This is a genomic window from Synechococcus sp. CB0205 (assembly GCF_000179255.1).
Taxonomy (GTDB): domain Bacteria; phylum Cyanobacteriota; class Cyanobacteriia; order PCC-6307; family Cyanobiaceae; genus Vulcanococcus.
In genome coordinates this window covers 1-5,113 of record NZ_ADXM01000053.1, presented here as the reverse complement: position 1 = coordinate 5,113, position 5,113 = coordinate 1, and the positions used below count along the sequence as shown (strand labels likewise).

At 53.3% G+C, this 5,113-nt stretch carries 5 protein-coding genes and 1 pseudogene; 1 reads left to right on the top strand and 5 read right to left on the bottom strand.

Annotated features, from left to right (window positions below; genetic code table 11):
- A pseudogene (locus tag CB0205_RS16545) lies at positions 1-265 on the top strand (carbamoyl-phosphate synthase L chain); the annotation flags it as partial.
- Between the two features lie 218 nt (positions 266-483).
- Here CB0205_RS16545 and CB0205_RS16130 read toward each other — a convergent pair.
- The 5 genes from CB0205_RS16130 to CB0205_RS14725 form a co-directional block, all read right to left on the bottom strand.
- Entirely contained in the window at positions 484-660 is a 177-nt protein-coding gene (locus CB0205_RS16130; RefSeq protein WP_010317298.1) for a hypothetical protein, read from the bottom strand.
- A gap of 182 nt (positions 661-842) precedes the next feature.
- Complete coding sequence (locus CB0205_RS14730; protein ID WP_156797943.1) at positions 843-1,568, bottom strand: hypothetical protein; 726 nt, start codon at positions 1,566-1,568, stop codon at positions 843-845.
- A 38-nt stretch (positions 1,569-1,606) separates the two neighbouring features.
- Positions 1,607-1,831, bottom strand: a complete 225-nt coding sequence (locus tag CB0205_RS0110940; protein ID WP_010317294.1) for a hypothetical protein — start codon at positions 1,829-1,831, stop codon at positions 1,607-1,609.
- A 563-nt stretch (positions 1,832-2,394) separates the two neighbouring features.
- The gene (locus CB0205_RS16125) at positions 2,395-3,225 is read right to left on the bottom strand and encodes a hypothetical protein (RefSeq protein ID WP_156797942.1); all 831 of its coding nucleotides are present in this window, start codon (positions 3,223-3,225) and stop codon (positions 2,395-2,397) included.
- An 806-nt stretch (positions 3,226-4,031) separates the two neighbouring features.
- Positions 4,032-5,113, bottom strand: a 1,082-nt coding sequence (locus CB0205_RS14725) for a tyrosine-type recombinase/integrase (RefSeq protein ID WP_010317289.1), incomplete at its 5' end; no start/stop codon positions are given.

The following is a 5,113-nucleotide window of genomic DNA, read 5'->3' as shown; positions in this document are numbered from 1 at the left end:
TTCCATCAACAACGGACTAACACTTGGCACCAACCTGTCCTATGACAATGCCTTCAAGTCACGCTTCTCGGCTGATATCAAGTGGCGCTTCAATACCAATGGTGGTCCTGGGAAAGAAACGCCGAAATCTAATGCTGCCGTTACTGCCCTAACATCAACTCCAAGCAATAGGGATGTGCGGGTGCATGATGACATTATATGCAAGACCCTGATGACGAATTCTGATAGTTCTGGCTTATTAGGAGATATTTACATTAATTGTTAGTATTGGGCGCCCTAACCCCGTAGCCCCCTGCAACCACAGGGGGCTTCTTATTTCTTCAATAGACCACCAAGAGCCATCAATCAGCCTCCAATACCTGGCACCATTGCAATCAGCGCAGCCTGACAACAGACCCAATAAGACACTGAGCACCAAACCGAAAAAGTCCAGTGCACACCAAAACCATCCTCCTTACTTAAACCCTTATTCCCTCAACGAATTCACCAATCACTTCCCTCCCTGTCGCCATCACGGATGCCATTTGCCCTGCGAAACTTCACCGCAATCTGGTGCCACTCCTCTGGGATTTGATTGAGGCGACAATCAAATGCAAAAGGCAGTTGCTGCTGCCATTCCTGCTCCAGCTGGTCCAGACGGGTGAGCACGGCTGGGTTCATTGGAAGACGCCCAGTTACCGGCTAACGCTGGCACTAGATCTAGTGGTGGTGCGAGCTGATCGAGACGCAGGTCCAGGAGTGTGAGCCCGGGTTTCAGAAGGAGGTCTGGAGCACTACGGCCCCCCACATTCGCAAGATCGAGCAGATGACGAAAAACCAGCAGGCACCGAAGGGCTGAGGGCTCAGTCAATCGCGGTGGCCTGACGGACCGCGGTGGGCGGCCCGTTGCGATTGCTCCCCGGTGCCCAGTGCCTCAGCTCCAGGCGGGAGCCCGCGCTCAGGCTCATCGTTGTGCGCCAGCCACTTATCCAGTCGATCACCACCGTGCTGCCGCTTAGGCGCCACACCCCACCTGCGTGTGAATCGATGTCGTTGAAGGCCAGGCCGTTTGAGACCAGCGTGGCGGTGTAAGGCTTCAGGTCGGCCTGGGCCGGTGGGAAGAGGTAGACACCCACCGCATCAGCGGCGGTGCCCTTCAGCTTCACGGCGGTGCCGAAATTGCTGGGGATGCTTTCGCGCATTTGGCCTGGTTTCCAGGAGGCATGGCTCAGGCCGCTCGGCCCTACATAGATCCAGTCGCTCCAGCCGTTGCTGTAGTCGACGCGAATGCCATTGCCCCAGGAATTCCAGCGGCCCAGTTCGCGGAACTGGGACTTCATGAGCCGTTCGGAGCCCGCCATCGGCACACCGGCGGTGCCGATGGTGCTCACGGCCCGGCCATCGGCGTTGACGCGCACATTGAAGAGGTTGTTGTTGCTATCGGTGAGCGCCCATACCCCCAGGTAGGTGCTGCTGGCGGTCGCCCTGTTGGAGCTTGTCGCTTGGGCGACCACGGGAGGACAGGTAGCGACTGCGCAAGTGAGACCGATCATGCTGCTGATCAACAGCGGGGCAACGGAGCGGTGCATCGGGAGCATTCGCAGACTGTGCCCATCTTGTGCGCGTTTCAACTGCGCAGCCACTCCGTCAGGCCCCCGGGCTTGTCGATCAGTTCAATCCCCTGGGCCTTGAGTTCATTGCGGATCCCGCCGGCGGCGGCAAGACCCTTGGCTGTTTTGGCGGCCTTGCGGGCTTCAATCCGCTTCGATCTCAGCGTCGTTCGGACCGACGCCTTGGTCCATCCGAGAAGCTCGAGCTGGAGTTGTTGGAGCAGAAGGGCTTTGGAGACCAATTATTTGAGGAAGTTAGGTTGTTCGAGGAGTCGTTCTCGTCATCCATCACTGCTTAACAAGTCTCAAACTCGCGTTAGCTCGAGTGCTGTATTAAAGGTCTTGCGCTTTCTAAGCTGAATTTCATAACCAGCTTCTCCTTCTCCACAAGAGTTGATGCTTTGCGCAGCTGTTGAAGCTGGTGGTTCCTGAATTGGGAGAGTGGTGATTACGAATGGCTGTTCATTGGTTTGTGTCAGCGATAGGCGGTTGTTGGTTGGTTCAAGTCCAGTTCAAGCTGGATTGTGTCAGTGGTAGGCGGTGAAGGTCGGTGTTCTTCGACAAGTCCAAGGTGGATAGAGCCGTTTTTAGTGATGAGCCTGAGGTTTTGGTTTTGAGCCTGTGATTGATTGTTCATTGTTTTACCTTTTGATGTCGATGATCCACTCCCCAGCCATTGATCTGGCGTCTTCTGGCTTTCCGCAGATCAGCAGTATGTCGATGCGTTCTTTTGCGACACTTGAAATCTGTCCAAGCTTCCAGTAGCGAATGTGAGGGGCGTTGGCCTGAGTCTGGTTCTGTTTATTCATGCGTAGATGTGAGATGCGTATTTCCATTGATCTAGAGCTTCGGAAATGTGGCTGAGGGTGTACTCAATTGAGTTCAGTGATTCCATCGCTAGGGGATCTTGTTGGATTGACGACCAGTCAATTATTTGAGCGAGGTAAATGAATTGCTGAAGCAGTTCTCCGGTGGTCATCTCATCAGCGTCATCAGCCGCTTTGAGTGCCGCAACCTGACGTGCAGTTGAGTCTTGGTTGGTCTTTTCTCCTTCGAGCATTTCTTTGCTCTTAGGGTGCTCCTGTCTTAACTCTTCCAGTCGCTTGACTGAGATAGGCAATTGTCCTGCTGAGAAACGAAAGTCTGTGTAACTCACCTCCTGCTTGACTGCAGCAAATCCCTCGCTCGACATCCGGCTCAACTCATAAATATGAGATGGAGTGAGAGTCTCAAACCATTTCTGCTCATCTTTGTCTGTGTGTCGACTGGTCAACCAGTCAGCTGTTGCTACAAGCTTGTGAGCGTTGTTTCGCTTGAATCCAACTGCTTCGACCATTTGCTGAACTTGTTTTCGCAATCGCCTAGAACGCCAACCGTATTGGTTATCTTCATCAAAGCGATGATACTTTTCCAGGTACCTAGCTTCGTTGAAGACTGCTATGGCTAGTCGAAGACCGGCTGACGCTGCATTTCGTTGGAGGACTGCTGTCTCAGTTGCGAACTTGAGGAGTTCTTGTGCGGTCTCATCTCCAAGTTCTGCCAGTATTCGGTTCAGGCTTGAACTCAGTCGTTGGTCTGGACTGCCGTCGCTATCTACTGGTGCTATTAATTTGCTTAGTGTGATCTTAGTTGACATGTGAATTATCCACACGTTTGGATTATTGGATGATTGTGATTGCCACCTACTGGTGCCTCGTCCTGGTAGATGGCATAGTGCGAAGTTCAAGCGAGCTAACTGTCTAGTTAGTCACCTAGATTCGGTTCTGGAAGTGTTGCCGTAGGCTCCGCCTGTAGCACTCACTCCGTAAACACGAACACGTCATCCATCGAAAAATGGACTTCACCTGAGTTCATGGTGCCGCCGCTGTGTTACTCGCGTCGGGCTAACGGGGTTGGATAACGGGTTCTACTGCACAGTGCCTGAAGCTGTACTCTCCCTGGCGTCCAACAACGCGAACAACGACCTACTCCAACCAGGTGTGGTTGGTATTCGGAGCTGCTCCTTTCTTTAGAGACGATTCCATTCGTCTGGTTTTACCGCCTTGAACCTGGCGCTGTGGTTTCTTCTGTCTATACGCCCGCTACCGTTCTCCCCTGTATAAGCCCGTCATCACCTCCCTCCTTATCCACAGCCACTCGCCCCATCGGCTAGATCGTCCGACATAACCTCTCTCTGTATAGACCCGACATCACTCTCTCCTGTATAAGCTCATCGCCTTTACTCTGTATACGTCCGTTATCTGCAGTCTTCCTTGTATACGGGACGGGTTGCTCTTCTCCCCCTATACGCCCGTCATTGCTTCTTCCTGTATAAGTCCGACATCACTTTCCTTCTATAAGTCCGTTATCAATGGTCTCCCTGCATACGGGCCGTATCGTTCTTTTCCTCTATAGACCCGTTACCGGTCTTCTCGTATACGCCCGCCATTGCCCTTCGCTTGATCATTCGATCAGCTCTACGACCTGCCTTAGCTCTTCAGCAGTAGGTCTAACGTATTTGGTTGTCACTTCAGACATACCTGGCACTCGGTGACCAGTGACGTAGAAGGCGAAGTATGGGCTCACATTTGCTTTTGCCATCTGTGTCTCGACAATCCGCCTTAGGTCATGGCTGTTGAAGCCATAACGGTCCTTGAATCTGTCCCCATAGCGATCTCCCCAGCTCTCCTCTCCCGCCTTGTATTCCTCCGGCCATAGAGGGCCATCGGGGAATGTCGGGATGGCTTCAAGAAGGAACGGCAGCAATGTCCTGTGAATGGGAACGTGTAGCTCTTGCCCCCCTTTCAGCTTCCTCACCTTGCCCTCCTCCTCGTACTCCACGAAATGGATGAGTTGATCCTTGAGATCAATGTCTTGCTTTCTCAGCCCGCAGACCCCTTGCTTACGACACCCGGTGAATCTTTGGATCAGGTACTTCAGGTCAGATCTGGCAGTGGCTCGTTTGTCTGCTGTCCGTATCGCCTTCTTGTCGGGAAGTGAGCGGGGCTTGCTTGCTTCCAGATTCCTGGCAAGCCCCTCCCAGATGTTGACCTTCGCGAACCCATGTTGAGTCGCCCATTTCCAGGCAGCACTTAGGTCTCGGATGTCTTTTGCCACCGTCGAGTGCTTCGACGTTCTCCCTTGCCTGTTGGTTCTGGTGAGGAGATGGCGCTTGTAGTCAGCAGCGGTTCTCTTTTTGGCTCGTTCGGGGTACTCCTCTTTTGACCACTCGACAAAATGCTTAAGGACGGTCCTCCAACGCTTTTCGACAAGCGGACTGACTCCCCCAGACGTCACCGTTCTTTCGCTCAACCACTCCTCCCAGTTGTGCAGCCCTCCCTTTAGTGCTTCTGCTTCACGGAGAAGCTTTTCTTTTTCCTTGGACAATCTCCCTACGGTCGGGTCTCGGGAGTCAGCCGTTGGCCAGACCGCCTCATTCAGCTCCAGTTCAAGTGACTCTTCGGCGCTCAGCTCCAGATCACTCGTTACGACACCACTCCTTTTCTGCTCCGCTTCGATCTGCTGCCATTCACGAAAGCGAGCCC